The organism is Corynebacterium glaucum (assembly GCF_030408855.1).
In the GTDB taxonomy this organism is placed as follows: Bacteria; Actinomycetota; Actinomycetes; order Mycobacteriales; family Mycobacteriaceae; genus Corynebacterium; species Corynebacterium glaucum.
The window spans coordinates 1,593,320-1,607,630 of sequence record NZ_CP047358.1 but is presented as its reverse complement, the minus strand read 5'-3'; the positions used below and the strand labels follow the sequence as shown (position 1 = coordinate 1,607,630).

Here is a 14,311-nt window from a genome sequence, read left to right as displayed (position 1 = left end):
CGGCTCCTACTGCGCGCGATCCCGAAACGCCCGCGCAGCCAGCACGTGCTTGCATGGGCCACGTGTGTCCTTGTGTTTGGCAAACCAGAAACAGGTGCATGCAAACGCGTAGGTGTCGTCGTCGAGTTTCACCGTGTATTCGTTGGAGCCGGAGCGCACCGTGAATGCGTCTTCCTGCCCATCGAGTGGGGTGACGGCGTTCTTTGCCAAAAGCTCGTCAGCGTTGGCGAGGCGGGTGTTGAGCTTGCCTACCACGCCCGGGTCGAGCGGTAGCGGGCGGTGGAAATACGACCCCAGGGTGAGGTCGTAGCCGACCTGGCCCGTGGATGCGAGCACTTGGAGCGCATCCTCAACGCGGGCCGGCGTGAGTCCAGTCTGCGCCGCGAGGTCATTGATGTCAATGCGCGGATCAAACGCCAGCACCGCGGAGACCAAGTCTGCGTCATCGGCTGCGTGCTCGCTGCTCAGCGACATTAAAAGGGAACCCTCGCCGGAAAATCCCCGGGTTTTGATCGGACTGATCACCACAGTGAAACGCGCACCAGGTAGCTCGAACACCCACGCGGATGATTGCGGCTCGGACGATGCGGAAGTGTCGGCGCTGTAGGCCGACAACTTGGTTACGTACGGCAGCAGCGGGATGATGGGCTTGAGGCGCTCCGGGCCTGCTAAGCACACCGCGCCTGGCGACGGCTTCGAAGCCAGCCGCAAACTGCGCAACGCGGGCGTTGCCCACATCACGGCTTTGGGCGAGGATGCCCCGGGCAACGACGTGATGAACTTCTTCGCCTGCGGCCCCGGGAGCTCCTGCTGCAGCGTCATTGAGGCGCTGATGCGCTGCGATTCGGCAAGGCCTTTGACCCACCGCAGCGGCAGTTTCACCTTCTTTTCTTCCAGGGTGTTGTCCATGGTGGTGACGTTGAGTGCGTCATCGGCAACGTTGAGGTGCAGCGGCGCACCCGGTGTGACACCTGCCAACGCCTCACGCAGCGGAATGTTGATGTCCACATTGGTCACGCCGGACTGTTGGGATTCAGCGTCAAGGTCGGTGACATCCAGGCGAGCGTATGCGCTGCAGCAGCCGGAGAATGATTCGAACCGGAGGCTTTCCGGGGTGGAGGTGACCACCGGGTCAAGCGCCGCGATCGCTACGGTGTTCACCGGCGTGTAGAAGCGTTTCGCGGCGTAGTCAGCGACGGTGAGCATCCCGCGAGCGACGATGTGGGGGTTTTCCACGAAGCCACTGAAGAAGTGCGGCTCGTCCACCCGGTCGAGCGTGCCACCACTGGTGGCCAGCTGCAGGCCCTGGTCAGTCAGGGTGGACGGATGGGCGTAGGTGTATTGCATTTATGCCTCCTTGAGCAACGCCGCCGCGGCCTGCGCTGCCTTCGATTTTCCGCTGAATCCTTCGAGCCACTCGCGCAGTGCCGCGTCGAGTTCTGGAGCTCCGGTTTCAATTCGCACATTGCGGTAGAGCTCAATCAGTTTGGCTACGTCACGTGCCTTGTGGTCTAGGCGGGGCAGCAGCTGTGCGAGGAGATCACGGACGTAGGTTGGGTTCAGCGTGGCGGCATCAGTCAGCCCTGTTGCCCAGCGGCCAAACTTGATTTCGTCGAACTGTGCCCACGCCTCTGCCGCGGTGGCTGCGGGGATGGAGTGGGCAAGCCTCGTTGCGACGAGCTCCGCCGCCCGGGAACGCGTGCCTTGGTCGGGCACATGCAGTGCGAGGCCAAGAAACGCCGCAGTGTGGAATGTCCACTCTCCGGGATGCCAAGACAGCACCTCAACGGCATATTCACTGTGATATTCGGCCGCGTATTGGGAATCCACCATCGTCTCCAGCCACGCGTAGGTGTAGAAGTCCATGCAGCTCGGTGCCAGCATGGCCACGCGCGCGGGGAGGTCAGGATTGTCCCACCGAGATGGGTTACGCGGTGCGCGTATCCAGAATCCTTCTTCGGTGTCGAATGCGTCCCAGCCGTCGGTGGTGCGTCGGAACGTGTGGCCACCCAGTACTTGCGGCTCTACCGTCGTGTAGTGTCTCGGTTCGTACTTCCGCGCCTGCGCGATGACGGGCACCGAGGCTTGATCTGCCTCGGCGGGACCGAATTCAGTCAACCGGGTTAACGCGAGCCTGTAATCCACCGGGTCGATGTCGCGGGAGTCGGAGTATGTGGCAAGCCGGCGGCGGAACTCAGCAGTGTCCACGCGCCCGAAGGTGTCCGTAGGAGTAGAGAGCATTGTGCGCGGGGGCAGGTGGCCACTGAGCACCCGTTCAGCTGGTTTAATCCAGTCAATGTCAAAGCCGACGCCTTCGTAAGAGGCACCGAACTCGAGCACACTGAGCGCCTCTAAAGGAAGGCACATGATCAGCGTTTTCATTGCGAATCCGCTGCCGTTATTCATATCCGGAATCGCCGGCGCGAGGATGTCTACTGCGTGCGGTCCGGTCTGCGCCAGCCACGCGACCAGCAGTTCCACCCCTACCGGGTCCACATTTGCAAACAGCTCGCGGGTGCGAAACAGGGCGGTATCGTCGGTGAAGGGCACGACCGGTTCTGCCTCAGGCGGGGTGTAGTCCAGGGCCGGCAGTTCCACACCACCCGCATCAGTAGCAGCGGTGTCGCCGAGAAGTTCAGCCGCCATGACGGGCGACAGCGAGTCTGCGTTTGCAGCTACCAAATCATCGCGGTCGAGTTTGCGCAGCAACGTCGCCGCATCACGAACGACTGCATCCGCGACGTGGTACAGGGCGTGCACAGCGGCATCGGCAACTTGACCGTGTAGGTCTTCGCGCCTTGATGCGACCCGGTCCAGCATCTTCAGCGCATCGATTCCGGCGGCTTTGGACGCGCCGAAGGCGTGGGGTGCTGCGGTGACAAAGGCGTCGTCGTCAAGTGTTGAAACCCGCTTGAGCTGCTTGATGGCAAAGGAAGCGTTCGATGGCACCCCTGAACTCAGCGCGGTAAACAGCAAACGCTGCCGTGCGGTGACTTCCTCTTTCGTGGGGTTGAAGTCGGCGAAGTGTTTGGTGAACCACTTGTTGCGGTGCTGGGTGAATCCGCGGCCGAGCGCGGCGAGCATCTCGTCGAGCAGGCGGTCGCGGTCCACTAGGCCTTCAGTGTCGAGGGCGACGAGCGTTTCAGACCAGCGCCCGTCGTAAGGTTCCGCGTCGTAGGCGGGTTCAAGCGCCGCGAAGCTCGACTGCGGGGTGCCGGGAAATGAAAACAACTGCCACAGGAGTTCCTCCCGCAGCTCAGGGTCGTGCCACAAAAGGAAGTTGCGCTCGAACCGCCACTCGCTCATGAAAAGTTCGCTATAAGCATCGTCGTGCGCGATCTCGAAATCTTCGAACACTTCCCGCAGGCGCAGCTCAAAGAATGACTTGCCAGTGCGGCCATCCCAGCGCTCCGCGCCACGCTTGATCGGGATCTGTTGGACCGCCTCGTAGGCGCCGCGCAGCGTCATCCCCGGCTGGTACCACGTTCTCCACCCGGGGGAGAATGCCTTGAACATTTCATCAAAATACGTCACTTGGCCTCCTTCAATATCGCGGCCGCTGCGGTGGCAGCTTTCGTCTTGCCCTTGTATTCAGACAGCCACTCGAGCAGTTGCTTGTCGACGTCACGCTGCCCGGTCTGCAAGCGCACATTGCGCAGCAGCTCAATGAGTTTGGCAATGTCGCGCGTCTTTCGGTCCAACTGGGGCAGCAGGAAGGTCAGTAAATCGCGCACGAAGACTGGGTTGAGCGTGGCGGCATCTGCAAGCGAGGCCGCCCAACGGCCGAGGATGACGCCTTCGATCTGTGCCCATTCTTGTGCAGCGACCTCCGCGCTGATCGCTGAAGCGAGCTTGGTGGATAGAAGCTCTGCAGCGCCGGCGCGCACTTCAGGATCATCGTATGCCATAGCCTTGCCCAAGAACCTGGCAGTATGCGGCGACCACTCACCCGGGTGCCAGGCAAGCACGTCAACGATGTCGGGCTTCAGTACTACCGGGTAGCTCTCAGTTCTTGGATTGAGTTCGCGCTCAATGTCGTAGGTGTACGCGTCCAAGCAGCTCGGAGCCACAATAGCGCGTTCAGTCGCCAAATGGGTTGCGCTGAACGGGCTGCGAATAAGGTACGGGAGTGCCTCGTCATGGTTTGCATTTTGACCTATCCATCCCTGTGCGGTGCGTACCCAAATGCGGTTCTCATTGCACTCTGTACATCGGTCTTCGGGCGCGCTCCACAGGAACCTGTGGCACCCAGCTTGCACGCCCTGGACAGGCGCAAGACCTGTGCTGTCTTCCTGAAAGTCCACCAGCCGCAGGTGCGCGAGGATGGCGTCGTCTTGCCAGATGTCTTGCGGGTTTGCATAAGTAGCCAGGCGGCGCGCGAACTCCTCATTGTCCACGCGGCCGAAAGTATCCGTTGGGGTCGAAAGCAATGTTCGCGTTGGTGCCCGCCCGTGCACTATGGCAACGACCCGCAGTAGCGATTCCCGTCTAGTGTCATCTGGCCGCCACGGCGCGTTGGATTCTGCTACTTCGGCGGGCGTTCGGTTGCATTGAAACAACAGCCAGCGTACAGCGCCGTCATGTTGCCGGGGTTCGTGTTTTGGTATCACCGGTTTGAGAATTTCCAACGCGCGCGGGCCAGTTTCCGCCAGCCAGGCCACCAGCAGCGTCACGGCAACCGCGTCCTCGGATGCAAGCAGTTCGCGGGTGCGAAACAGCGCGTCTTCATCGGTCCACGGTGTCACTGGTTGGGCCTCAATGTGCTCGGCTTCCGCAGCGGGTGTGTCTTCGGAGTTTCGGTGTCCCAGCAATTCGAGTGCCATGGCGGGGGAGAGTGTGTCGCTGGCGGCGTCGACAAGATCGCCGTTGCCCAGCGTGTGAAGGAGCTTGGCGCTGCGGCGCACCACATCGTCGTGTGAGTGGTACAGACCCGTTTGAACAGCATCGGCGATTTCTGTAGCGAGATCGTCGCGCTCAGATACGATCTTCTCCAGCATTTTCAATGCGGTTATGGCGGTGGCCTTCGTCCCGCCGAGGGCGTGGGAGGCTGCGGCCACAAATCCGTCCTGATCCAACTCGGTCAAGCTCGAAAGCTGTTTCAACGCAAACGTGGTCGTGGAGCCAATTCCCGAACCCAAGGCGGCAGTAAGCAGGTGTTGGCGCGCAGTAGTTTCCGCTTCGGTGGGTGCAAAGTCCTCGTAGTGTTGGGTAAACCAGCGCACTCGGTAGGCGGGAAAACCCCGGCTCAGCGCCTTAAGCATTTCGTCCAAGAGGCGGTCGCGGTCGAGCATCCCCTCGTCGACCAGCGCGACGAGCGGCCTCGCCCATCCCGACGAGTATTTCTCCATGTTGGCGAAGCTGACCACCTGGGTGCCTTCGAGAGAAAACAGGGGCCAAATGAGTTCTTCTCGAAGCTCTGCGTCATGCCACAGCAGGAAGTCACGCTCGACGCCGCCCTGGCCCATCAACCCGATGAAATACGGATCGCCGTGCTCAATCTCGTAACCTTCGAACAGTTCGCGCATGCGGATCTGAATAAAGGTGACGCCCCGCCTGTACTGTCTCCACCCCTCTTGCTCAGGCTGCGTCGGGTTTTCTATCCAGCCTTCAGAGTCGATTGGCAGCGCACGAATTGCCTTGTGTGCCTCCTCCAATGTCATGCCGGGGCGCCACCAGTGGATGACCGTTTTCTGGTAGTTAGCGTCCATGTACTCGAAAACCTGCTCAAAGTAATTCACGGCTGTAGTTTAGTCCTTCCTTAACTCAGACTCAGGAAGGGTGATCTTGGTGCCGTGTGCTGCTGGTAGCCTTGTTGCCCATGGAAATGCTCATCGGCCGGGTGGTGAAATCCCACGGTATTAAAGGCGAGGTGGCCGTCGAACTGCTCACCGACGAAGCAGAAGCGCGCTTCGCCGTCGACGAGGTGCTGCACGGCAAGCAAGCGGGCAAAGAACAGGACCTGACGATCAAGACGGTGCGCCCACACCAGAAGCGCCTGTTGGTGAGTTTCGAGGAAGTTCCGGACCGCACCGCCGCAGATTCGTTGCGGGGGATGAAGTTCTACGCCTCACCGCTGGAGCGCGACGAGGATTCGGACGAGTACTACGACCACGAACTCATCGGTCTCAAGGTGCGCCTGGACGGTACCGAGATCGGCGAGGTCACCGGTGTCATGGACACTCCGAACCGCAAGATCTTGGAGGTGGCCTACGAGGGCCGCGAGGTGCTCATCCCCTTTGTCCTCGACATCGTGCCAGACATCGATCTAGACGAGGGCTACCTCGAAATCACCCCGCCCGAGGGGTTGCTTGACCTGTGAGCGTGATGCGGATCGACGCGGTCACCATCTTCCCGGAATACCTCGAGCCGCTGCGGCATGCGCTCCTCGGCAAAGCGATCGAACAGGGGATCCTGGAAGTCGGCGTGCACGACCTGCGCGACTGGGCCACCGGCGCGCACAAGTCGGTAGACGCGCCGCCGCTGGGCGGGGGACCGGGCATGGTGATGAAGCCGGAGGTGTGGGGATCCGCGCTGGACAGCATCGCGGCCGGCCACACGGGCACCGCCCTGACCACCTCCGTTGCCCACCGCAACGACAAGCTACGCCACGACGACGTCTCGGAGGTCGCCGCACGGCCATATGCGGAGTCGCGCGACGTGCGCAAGGGTGAGGATCCAGACGCGCCGCTGCTCATCGTGCCCACCCCGGCCGGTGTTCCGTTCACCCAGGCGCAGGCACGCGCGTGGTCACGTGAGACACACCTGGTGTTTGCCTGCGGGCGCTACGAGGGCATTGACCAGCGGGTGTTCACCGACGCGGCCCAGCGGTACCGAGTGCGCGAGGTTTCGATTGGCGACTACGTGCTCATCGGCGGGGAAGTGGCAGTCCTCGTCATCGCAGAGGCGGTCACGCGCCTCATCCCCGGAGTGCTGGGCAACACCGAATCCCACGAGGAGGACAGCTTCTCCGACGGGCTTTTGGAAGGGCCGAGCTACACCAAGCCGAGGGTGTGGCGCGGCATCGAGGCTCCGGCGGTGCTTACCTCGGGTGACCACGCGAAGGTGGCGCGCTTCCGGCGAGATGAGGCCTTGCAACGCACCAAGGCGGTGCGCCCCGATCTCATTGACGCGGCGGCAGCGGCCGGCTTGCTCAGCGACGAAGACCGATTCACCCTTGATGCGCGCGAGGTGATTACGGAACTGGATGTGCTGGGGCGGGTGCAAGGGGGCGTCGATAAGCACTTGCGAAAGCACCTGCGGAAGGTTGGCTACCTGGTCGATTCCATCGAGTGGGAGGAGCGCGGCGCGGATGTGTGCTTCGGGCCGTCGATGCTGGAGACCGAATTCGAGCGGCGCGAGGGACGGCCGAGCACCGAGCCGGTGGTGAAACTCACTATCCGGGGCCGCACTGCGCTGCCGGTAGTGGAGGCGACCAAAGCCGTGGTCGCGGGGTTGCCGCGGGGATTGGATTGGTACGGATCGACGCGGGTGGTTGAAATCACCTAACATTGCCGGGAACTGGGGAGAAGCTGAGAACTACCCTTTAGGTATGACCTAGAAGAAAGGGTTCTCATGCTGGCATCAATACTTGATCCCACATCCACGATCGCAATCGTGCTGCAGATCCTCATCATTCTCGGCGCCCTGTTGCTGGGTACCCGCTACGGCGGGCTCGGCCTCGGCCTGATCTCGGGCATCGGCCTGATGATCATGGTGTTCATCTTCGGTCTCGAACCGGGTGAGCCTCCCGTCGGAGTGATGCTGACCATCATCGCCGTGATCGGTTGCGCGGCGACATTACAGCAGGCCAGAGGCCTTGAGGTGATGATGCAACAGGCGGAGAAAGTGCTCCGCGCGCGTCCTGAACGCATCACGATTTTGGCACCGCTGACCACGTGGTTTCTCACCGTGCTGTGCGGCACGGGCCACGTGGTCTACACCATGTTTCCCATCATCGAAGACATTGCGCTGAAGAAGGGCATCCGCCCGGAGCGGCCGATGGCGGTGGCTTCCACATCGGCGCAGATGGGTATTACCGCCTCGCCGGTGTCGGTGGCCACCGTGTCGCTCGCGTCGATCCTTGCGGAGAACGCAGGCGTGATCGACCAGGCCTACTCCATCCCGCAGATTCTGATGGTGGCTATCCCGGCATCGCTGAGCGGTGTGTTGCTTGCCGCCGTGTGGTCGCTGCGCCGCGGTAAGGATCTAGAAGATGATCCAGTGTTCCAGGAGCGCATGAAGGACCCGACGTTTGCTGAGTCGATCCAGAAGTCGAGCCACTCGTTGCTGGGGGAGCAGTTCCCGAAGTCCGCGTACAACTCGGTGTGGATCTTCCTCGGCGCAATCGCGTTCGTGGTTGTGCTGGGCGCGTTCGAAGCGCTGCGTCCCGCGTGGCCGGACGATGCGGGCGACCTCAAGCCGTTGTCCATGAACCTCACCATTCAGATGGTGATGCTCTTCGCCGGCGCGATGATCTTGCTGTTCTGCAAGACGGACCACAAGAAGATCGCCTCCACGCCGGTGTTCAAGGCGGGCATGACTGCGGTGTTCTCCGTGTTCGGTGTGGCGTGGATGGCGGACACGTTCTTCGCCGCGCACATCGACCAGCTCGAGGCATCCCTTGGCGGGGTGGTGGAGCAGGCGCCGTGGGCATATGCGATCGTGCTGCTGATCGTGTCCAAGCTGGTGAACTCGCAGGCAGCTGCGCTGGTGGCCATCGCCCCGATCGGACTTGCGCTAGGCATCGACCCGAAGGTGATCGTCGGCTTCTACGGCGCCGCATACGGTTACTGGATCCTGCCGACCTACCCGTCTGACCTCGCGTGCATCGGCTTCGACCGCACCGGCACCACCCGCATTGGCAAGTACGTGATCAACCACTCGTTCCTGGTCCCAGGTGCGATCTCCGTGTTCACGTCCTGCGTGGTCGGCTCGCTGCTTGCTCAAGTGCTGCTGTAGCTGCCGGCGTAGGTGCTGCCGCAAACGCTGCCGCCGGTGTCCACGCGCTAGACTTCCCCGAATGACTTTCGCAGACACCATCGCGACAGAACTCAACGTGCGCCCCTCCCAAGTGGAGGCGGCGCTTACGCTTTTAGCGGAGGGCAACACCGTCCCGTTCATCGCTCGCTACCGCAAGGAAGCCACCGGCGGGCTCGACGACGCGCAGCTGCGCCACATCGAGGAGCGCAATACCTACCTGCGTGAACTCGCAGAGCGCAAGGACACCGTGCTCGCCAGCATCGAAGAACAGGGCAAGCTCACCGACGAGCTCAAGCAGGCCATCCTCGCCGCCGACACCAAAGCCCGCGTCGAGGACCTCTACCTGCCGTACAAGAAGCGCCGCAAGACCAAGGCGGACATTGCACGAGAGGCTGGGCTCGAGGAGCTCGAGCAATTGCTTATCGACGACCCCACGCTCGACCCCATCACCGCAGCGGCCAACTTCACCTCGGAAGGCTTCCCAGACGCGGCAGCCGCGCTGGAGGGGGCGCGTGCGATCTTGGTGGACCGCTTCGCGCTCGATGCGGACTTGGTCAGCGAGGTGCGCGACCGCGTCTTCGAGCAGGGCACGCTCCGTGCCTCGGTGGTCAGCGGCAAAGAAACTGAAGGTGCGAATTTCGCTGACTACTTCGACTTCTCCGAGCCGTTCACCAAGCTGCCCAGCCACCGCATCCTCGCGCTCCTGCGCGGTGAGACGGAAGGCGTGCTCACTCTGGACTTCGACCCAGGTGAGGAGGCCATTTACGAGGGCATGATCGTGCGGGCCTTCGACCTGCCCCACAGCGAGTGGGTGAACAAAGCGGTGCGCTGGGGCTGGCGCACTAAGTTGCAGGTAGCGGCGAACCTGGACACCCGGATGCGACTGAGAGAAGTCGCGGAAGCGGGCGCTTTGGAAGTGTTCAAGACCAACCTGCGCGACGTGCTGCTGGCCGCGCCTGCGGGGCAGCGCGCGACCCTGGCGCTGGACCCGGGCTACCGCAACGGCGTGAAATGCGCGGTGGTGGACGGCACCGGCAAAGTCTTGGCCACCAGCATCGTCTACCCACACCAGCCGCAGAACCGGTGGGATGCAGCCCGCAACGAACTTGCGGGGCTCGCCGCTGAACACGGCGTTGAGCTGATCGCCGTTGGTAACGGCACCGCGTCACGCGAGTCGGAGAAGCTCGCCGGCGAGGTCGCGGACATGATCGCCCAAGCTGGCGGGAAGCGCCCAACGCCGGTGGTGGTCAGCGAGTCGGGCGCATCGATCTATTCCGCGAGCCCGATCGCGGCGGAGGAGTTTCCAGACATGGGCGTCTCGCTGCGTTCGGCGGTCTCCATCGCCCGTCGGTTGCAAGATCCGCTCGCGGAGCTGGTGAAGGTCGACCCGAAGTCGATTGGTGTGGGCCAGTACCAGCACGACGTGAACCAGACCGCGCTCGCCCAAACCCTCGACGCGGTGGTGGAAGACGCCGTGAACTCCGTCGGCGTGGACGTGAACACCGCGTCCGTGCCGCTGCTCGAGCGCGTCGCAGGCTTGAGCCCCACGGTGGCCAAGAACGTCGTGGCTTACCGCGACGAGCACGGCGGATTCACCACCCGCAAGGAGCTGGCGAAGGTGCCGCGGCTTGGGCCGAAGGCGTACGAGCAGGCCGCCGGCTTCCTGCGCATCCAAGGTGGCGCGAACCCGCTCGACGCCTCAGCGGTGCACCCGGAGGCCTACCCGGTGGTGGAGCGCGTCGCACAGGCGACGGGCTTGGCCACCGAGCAGCTGATCGGCAACACCGCGGTGCTGTCGAAACTCCGGGCGGAAGAGTTCGCCGACGAGCAGTTCGGCGTGCCCACGGTGACCGATATCCTCGCGGAGCTGGACAAACCCGGCCGTGATCCGCGCCCGGAGTTCAAGACCGCGGCGTTCAAAGAAGGCGTCACCGAGGTCAAAGACCTCAAACCCGGCATGATCCTCGAAGGCACCGTGACCAACGTGGCCGCGTTCGGCGCGTTCGTCGACGTCGGCGTCCACCAGGACGGCCTGGTGCACGTCTCTGCGATGAGCAACCGCTTCGTCTCCGACCCGCACGAAATCGTGCGCTCGGGCGAGGTGGTCAAGGTCAAGGTGATGGACGTGGACGTCGCCCGCAACCGCATCGGCCTGAGCCTCCGGCTCGACGATGAACCTGGGCAAGCGAGCCGCAAACCCAACAAACCACAGAACGGCCGCGGGAAGCAGACGAAGCGGAACGCGGGGGACCGTCGACAAGCAACTGGCTCTTTGGCCGATGCCTTGAAGCAAGCCGGATTTGGGAACTGAGCGGGCCAAATGTAAGATGCCAAAGGTTATTGCACACGATACGAACCAGTCGAGCCTTTCATCCAAGGCCGCTCGGGTCCTCTGTCCGTAAAAGTAAAGGAATGCTGTTATGTCCAACGGCGTTATTGATCTTGTCGACGCAGGCCAGCTGCGCGACGACATCCCCGACTTCCGCCCCGGCGACACCCTTGACGTGCACGTCAAGGTGATCGAGGGCAACGTCACCCGTACCCAGATCTTCACCGGTTTCGTTGTGCGCCGCCAGGGCGGCGGCATCCGCGAGACCTTCACCGTTCGCAAGATCTCCTTCGGTATCGGCGTGGAGCGTACCTTCCCGGTTCACTCCCCGAACATCGAGAAGATCGAGGTTGTTCGCAAGGGTAAGGTTCGCCGCGCGAAGCTGTACTACATGCGCGACCTGCGCGGCAAGGCTGCCCGCATCAAGGAACGCCGCTAAGCACATTTCGCTTATCGACGTCTACGCCCCGACTGCCACACCCGGTAGCCGGGGCGTTTCGCATTCCTGGTTTTGCGCTCAAAACCGCAGGTTGGCTAATGGTGCAGTGGTTCTCCTCCGATACCGGTTTGAAGCGGGTGCAGTGCTACAGTGTTGCGCGTGACCAACCCGAACGAACCTGCCGGCACCCCGGCGCAAGAGGTGCTGCAGGAGGCTCCCGAAGCCGAAGAGCGCCAAGCCGAGGAGCGCCAGGAAACGCCGTGGTACATCGAGATCCCGGCGGTGGTGCTGCTGACGTTGCTGCTGCTGTTTGTCATGCAGACGTTCATTGGCAGGCTCTACGTCATTCCGTCGTCGTCGATGGAGCCGACGCTGCACGGTGCGAACGGCACCGGCGACCGCATCTTCGTGGAGAAGGTGAGCTACTACTTCACCGACCCGGAGCCGGGTGACGTGGTGGTGTTCGCGGGCACCGATTCGTGGAACACCGGCTTTTCCACCAACCGCTCCAGCAACACCTTTGTGCGTGGGATCCAGGAGGTCGGATCTTGGGTCGGCCTGGTGCCCAAGGATGAGAACACGCTGGTGAAGCGTATCGTCGCGGAGGGCGGCCAGACCGTCTCCTGCCAGGAGGGTGACCCAGCGGTGATGGTGGACGGCCAGCCGATCGACCAGTCTTACATCCTCACGCCTCCGACCTACGAGGTGGACGATTCCACTGGTTCAGAAGCCTGTGGCGGCAAGTACTTCGGCCCCGTCGAGGTGCCGGAGGGCCACTACTTCATGATGGGCGACAACCGCACCAACTCCATGGATTCTCGCTACCACTTAGGCGATGAGTTCCAGGGCACGATCCCGGAGGAGAACCTGCGCGGCAAGGTCCAGGCGATTGTCTTCCCGTTTGACCGCATCGGCGGCGTCGCCAACCCGGAGATCCAGCAGTAACACCGTGCGCCGCCTCAAACAGCTGCGCACGTACGAAGTCGCGCTGGACAAGGCAGGCTTAGGCCCGGTCGCTGGTGTCGACGAAGCCGGTCGCGGCGCGTGCTTCGGCCCCATGACCGTCGCCGCGTGCATCTTGCCGCCTCGCCCGGTCAAAGAGCTCGAGGAGCTCACCGATTCAAAGCAGCTCACGGCTGGCAAGAGGGAGTTACTTTACGACGCTATCGTGACAACGTCCACCTCTTTCGCCATCGTGCATATCCCCGCAGCGGAGATCGACCGGCGTGGGATCCAGGCTGCCAATCTGGACGGTGCGAGGCGGGCAGTGGCGTTGCTCGAGCCGTCGCCAAGCTATGTGCTCATGGATGCGTTTAGGATTCCTGGCCTGCCGATGCCCCAACTGCCGATTGTGGGCGGCGATTACACCGCGCGCTGCATTGCTGCGGCGAGTGTGCTGGCGAAGGTGAGCCGCGACCGCCTGATTACCGCGATGGCTGAGGAGTTTCCGCAGTACGGTTTAGAGGCGCACAAAGGCTACTCCACACGTGCGCATTTGGACGCGGTGCGCCGCCACGGCGCGAGCGTGCAGCACCGTTATAGTTATGCAAACATCCGTGAAGCCAACGAGGTTTACGAAGGGTCGATTGCCAGATGAGCGCTGAAGAGCTGGATAACTACGAAGCCGAAGTAGAGCTGTCTCTTTACCGCGAATACCGCGACGTGGCCAGCCAGTTTTCTTACGTAGTGGAGACTGACCGGCGCTTCTACCTGGCGAATGCTGTCGAGCTCATCCCCCACACCGAGGGCAAGGATGTGTACTACGAAGTGCGCATGTCCGACTGTTGGGTGTGGGACATGTACCGCGCAGTGCGCTTTGTGCGCTACGTTCGCGTGATCACCTACAAGGACGTCAACATCGAGGAGTTGGACAAGCCCGATCTGACGTTCCCGGATCGCGCGTAGCTCCTCTTACTTCATGGCGTCGCTAGGATAGGGCCTCACCACCGCCGACAACCTACAGTGGCTGTTTGAAGGGGGCACGAGAAACATGGTCTACGCGATGATCGTGCGGAACAAGGTGCGAAGCATCTTCGACCAGATCAATGCTGGCAATTATCAGCCAATGGTGGATGGGCTCGGAACACCGTTCGAGTACATCTTCCATGGTGAACACGCCCTCGGCGGTCGACGAACCTCCAAGGAGGCGATGCATCGCTGGTGGGAGCGCGTGTTCCGTCTCCTTCCCGGTGCGAAGTTCGACGTTCGTGACGTCCTGGTCAGCGGCGGACCCTGGAACACCCGCATCGCTGTGCGGGCACAGGTCAGCGGGCCTCTGCCGGATGGCGAGAGGTACGAAAACACCGTCTTTCAGTTCATGACGCTCAAATGGGGAAAGGTCGTGTCAGTAGAGACGGTTGAGGATCTGCAGGTTCTCGAGCGCGCACTTCGCGCGGTTGCCGAGGCAGGAAACGAGGAAGCCCTCGCGCCGCCAATTATCGGCTAAGAGCTTTAGGGCGGATAGCCTCCTGAGCGAATTTCGGTTGTTGCGGAACCGAGTGAGTCAAACGTCGGTCTAAGTGAGTGGAACGTACTCACAAAGAACTGACGAAGGGGGAATCGCT

General features: G+C 62.3%; 12 protein-coding genes. 9 read left to right on the top strand and 3 right to left on the bottom strand.

Translation table 11 applies throughout. The features are described from left to right. Positions 1-6: 6 nt before the first annotated feature. Genes CGLAUT_RS07800 through CGLAUT_RS07790 form a run of 3 tightly spaced genes read right to left on the bottom strand, consistent with a single transcriptional unit; the run spans position 7 to position 5,738 of the window. Positions 7-1,347, bottom strand: coding sequence for an SWIM zinc finger family protein (locus CGLAUT_RS07800; RefSeq protein WP_290184443.1), 1,341 nt, complete (start codon positions 1,345-1,347; stop codon positions 7-9). Then, the gene (locus CGLAUT_RS07795; protein ID WP_290184441.1) at positions 1,348-3,534 is read right to left on the bottom strand and encodes a DUF6493 family protein; all 2,187 of its coding nucleotides are present in this window, start codon (positions 3,532-3,534) and stop codon (positions 1,348-1,350) included. After that, positions 3,531-5,738 (bottom strand): DUF6493 family protein, encoded by a 2,208-nt coding sequence (locus CGLAUT_RS07790; protein WP_290184440.1) that lies wholly within the window; start codon positions 5,736-5,738, stop codon positions 3,531-3,533. Before CGLAUT_RS07790 ends, CGLAUT_RS07795 begins: the two co-directional genes overlap by 4 nt. Positions 5,739-5,818: 80 nt before the next feature. Between CGLAUT_RS07790 and rimM the strand changes: the two genes are divergently transcribed. The 9 genes from rimM (at position 5,819) to CGLAUT_RS07745 (ending at position 14,193) form a co-directional block, all read left to right on the top strand. After that, positions 5,819-6,319, top strand: a complete 501-nt coding sequence (gene rimM, locus CGLAUT_RS07785) for a ribosome maturation factor RimM (protein WP_290184439.1) — start codon at positions 5,819-5,821, stop codon at positions 6,317-6,319. A gap of 5 nt (positions 6,320-6,324) precedes the next feature. Then, positions 6,325-7,506 carry a tRNA (guanosine(37)-N1)-methyltransferase TrmD gene (trmD, locus tag CGLAUT_RS07780; protein WP_290187093.1) on the top strand — a complete coding sequence of 394 codons (1,182 nt, stop codon included), beginning with the start codon at positions 6,325-6,327 and terminating at the stop codon, positions 7,504-7,506. Positions 7,507-7,572: 66 nt separating this feature from the next. Further along, positions 7,573-8,958 carry an anaerobic C4-dicarboxylate transporter gene (locus CGLAUT_RS07775; RefSeq protein WP_290184437.1) on the top strand — a complete coding sequence of 462 codons (1,386 nt, stop codon included), beginning with the start codon at positions 7,573-7,575 and terminating at the stop codon, positions 8,956-8,958. Positions 8,959-9,019: 61 nt separating this feature from the next. Continuing rightward, positions 9,020-11,290 (top strand): Tex family protein, encoded by a 2,271-nt coding sequence (locus CGLAUT_RS07770; protein WP_290184435.1) that lies wholly within the window; start codon positions 9,020-9,022, stop codon positions 11,288-11,290. A gap of 109 nt (positions 11,291-11,399) precedes the next feature. Next, positions 11,400-11,747 (top strand): 50S ribosomal protein L19, encoded by a 348-nt coding sequence (gene rplS / locus CGLAUT_RS07765; protein WP_095660218.1) that lies wholly within the window; start codon positions 11,400-11,402, stop codon positions 11,745-11,747. Positions 11,748-11,948: 201 nt separating this feature from the next. Beyond that, on the top strand, positions 11,949-12,692 hold the full coding sequence (gene lepB, locus CGLAUT_RS07760) for a signal peptidase I (RefSeq protein ID WP_290187092.1): 744 nt from the start codon (positions 11,949-11,951) through the stop codon (positions 12,690-12,692). A 4-nt stretch (positions 12,693-12,696) separates the two neighbouring features. Further along, on the top strand, positions 12,697-13,344 hold the full coding sequence (locus tag CGLAUT_RS07755; RefSeq protein ID WP_290184432.1) for a ribonuclease HII: 648 nt from the start codon (positions 12,697-12,699) through the stop codon (positions 13,342-13,344). Continuing rightward, complete coding sequence (locus tag CGLAUT_RS07750) at positions 13,341-13,652, top strand: DUF2469 domain-containing protein (RefSeq protein WP_095660215.1); 312 nt, start codon at positions 13,341-13,343, stop codon at positions 13,650-13,652. The genes CGLAUT_RS07755 and CGLAUT_RS07750 overlap by 4 nt, the downstream gene beginning before the upstream one ends. A gap of 85 nt (positions 13,653-13,737) precedes the next feature. Further along, a complete protein-coding gene (locus CGLAUT_RS07745) occupies positions 13,738-14,193 on the top strand; it encodes a nuclear transport factor 2 family protein (protein ID WP_095660214.1) in 456 nt (151 codons plus the stop codon). The last annotated feature ends 118 nt before the right edge of the window (positions 14,194-14,311 follow it).